Raw genomic sequence first — 2,511 nt, forward strand, 5'->3', positions numbered from 1 at the left:
CTTCTTGAGCGACGCGACCGCCGCGGGGGCTCCCGGCTACTGCACGGTCTATTCGCTCGTGGGCACCACACTGGCCGAATTGCGATTCAGCGATAGCCAGGGGGCCTACCCCTCCGAGCAATCGATCGGTGAGGTCGCGACGGGGCTGCTCGAGACCGCCATCGAACGATTGCTGTCGGCCGGGCCGCGTGAGCAAGAGTGGACTCCCCCGGCGTCATCCCTGACAGCAAACAGCGCCTTCTGCGACTCCGCGAAAGAGGTTCTTCTCGGTTCGCTCGGTGAGACAACCGAATTCGGTGGCGCCGAGCCGGCAGATTCCTACCCTGGCGTGACCTCGTGCGCGTACTACTTCGGCGCCACTGATGTGTCTAGCGTGGCGCTTCTCGTTGTGGCGGATGCCGCATGGGTTGCGGGTGTGCCGCACACCGAGGCACCTGCCCTGGGGCAGCCATTCGAGGAACGCACGACAACGAACGGCGCCCTATGGTGGCTGAGCCCGTCAGGTGAGTCGGTGCGCGGCCGGGCGGCCGTTGACGGCAGCCTGATCGAGGCCGTCGTTTACTGGATGGACATCGACGTCACGGCCGAGCAAGCACAGTCCGCGATCACCGCCTTCATGGAGGAATACGCCGAGGTACCTCCGGGCAGCTGACCGATGCCACGAGGCCCGAGGTGCGACACACTGTCGGGATGGATGCCGAGGGTCGTCGCGAGCTCACGGCGCTGCGCCGTGCATCCCACGCCCTGACCTCCTCGCGTTTCGAGAACGAGGCCGACCTCGTGCGCGGGATGCTTGCCCTCCAGGCACAGGATTACCCGGGCGTTCTCTGGTCGATCGGCCAACGCGTGCCGGGCGCCACGCAAGCATCAGTAGAGCGTGCGCTCGCTCGTGGCGACATCGTGCGATCGTGGCCGATGCGCGGCACCTTGCACGTCGTCGCGCCATACGATCTGGGGTGGATGCTCGCTATCACCCGTCGGCGCACCGCAACAACGATGGCGCGACGTCAGGCGCAACTCGAACTCTCGAGTCACGACCTTGAGGCGGCCGCCGACGTCGCACGATCCGCGTTGCACGGCGGGGGCATCCTTCGCCGTCCTGATCTTCTTGCCGCGTTCGAGGCAGCCGGCATCTCGACGACGGGGCAACGCGGCTACCACCTGCTGTTGCACCTTGCGGTAAACGCGGTGATCGTGTTCGGCCCGGTCGACGGCAAACAGCAGACCTTCGCGCTCTTCGACGAGTGGATTCGCGAGTCGCGGGCGCTCGAGGGAGACAACGCCCTCGCCGAGTTCGCGCGCGGGTACTTTCGCGGGCATGGCCCGGCAACCGATCGAGACTTCGCGTGGTGGGCCTCGCTGCCCCTCAGCGAAGCACGAACGGGAATCGCGGCAGCGCGCCTCGCGTCGCGGCTCGTGGGCGGCGAGACGTACTACCTCGACCCCGATGCCGAGGCTGCGTTGTCAAGTGACACTGTTCTCGCACTCCCCGGCTTCGACGAGTATGTGTTGGGGTACCACGAACGCTCGGTGGCACTGCCCGCTTCGCTTTCAGAACAGGTCATCCCCGGCAACAACGGCCTCTTTCGGCCGACGATCGTCGTCGACGGCCAGGTGGTGGGCACGTGGAGCCGCACTGAGCGCGCGAGAGCCATCGAGATCGAGCTTGACGTCTTCTCGCCACTCGACGCGCACACCCGTGAGCTCGTCGATCGCGAGTTCGAACGATATGCGGCCTTCATCGCCAAGTCCGTAACCGTGCGTGAGCGAGGCCGCAACGGCGACCGTGACGGAGGGCATCCAGCGGGTGAGAAGTAGTCTCACCTGAGAAATGCCTGTGCACTATCGTGCGTTTATGGCTCGATTCCTTGGCGCGTCAGCGCTTGTCATCGCGGTGGCCCTCTCTGCAACGCTCGCTGGCTGTACACCCACGACTGCCCCTGCTGCGGGCCCCACGCCAGAGCGCATCGCGAGCCCGGCGGCCTCCGAGTCGGCCGCGCCGGCACTGCGCCCGAACGCGAGCTTCGACGTGGGTTGCGCCGATCTGCTGACGCTCGCCGAAGTGCAGTCGCGAGTCACGAATACCATCGAGATTCACCGTGATGAGTCAAACGTTCCCGGCGCGTATCGCACCATCGTCGACATTCAGGAAGGTGCGCTCAGTTGCATCTGGAGTCGCGGAGTTCGGTTTACCTCTCTCGGCGACGACGGGGTTGAGCTGTTCGTGAAGAGCGACAGCGCCGAGCTGTACGACATTCGCACAGCCGGAGAAAGCTATGCGGAATTCATTGTGAACGGTGCCGACAGTGCCCGACGGTTCTGCACCTTCGGCGGAATCGGCGACGGCAGCCTCGCGTTGGGGGGCTGCAGCATGTTCGCCCTCGTGGGCACGACCATCATCGAGTTCACCTACTGGGACCACCAGCCGGTTTTCTCGTCTGAGCAGGCCGTCGCAGATGTCGCCACGGGGCTCCTGCAGCTCGTGGTCGACCGCATCCGCAGCGCGAACAG

General features: G+C 65.5%; 2 protein-coding genes and 1 pseudogene. All 3 read left to right on the top strand.

Annotated features, from left to right (window positions below; translation table 11 throughout):
* On the top strand, positions 1 to 652 hold a 652-nt coding region (locus SFU54_RS07735; RefSeq protein WP_319015708.1), incomplete at its 5' end, for a hypothetical protein.
* 38 nt (positions 653 to 690) lie between these two features.
* Positions 691 to 1,818, top strand: a complete 1,128-nt coding sequence (locus SFU54_RS07740) for a winged helix DNA-binding domain-containing protein (protein ID WP_319015709.1) — start codon at positions 691 to 693, stop codon at positions 1,816 to 1,818.
* A gap of 37 nt (positions 1,819 to 1,855) precedes the next feature.
* Positions 1,856 to 2,511, top strand: a pseudogene (locus SFU54_RS07745) (hypothetical protein); the annotation flags it as partial.

Origin of the sequence: Microcella sp., from assembly GCF_033763155.1 — a bacterium.
Taxonomy (GTDB): domain Bacteria; phylum Actinomycetota; class Actinomycetes; order Actinomycetales; family Microbacteriaceae; genus Microcella.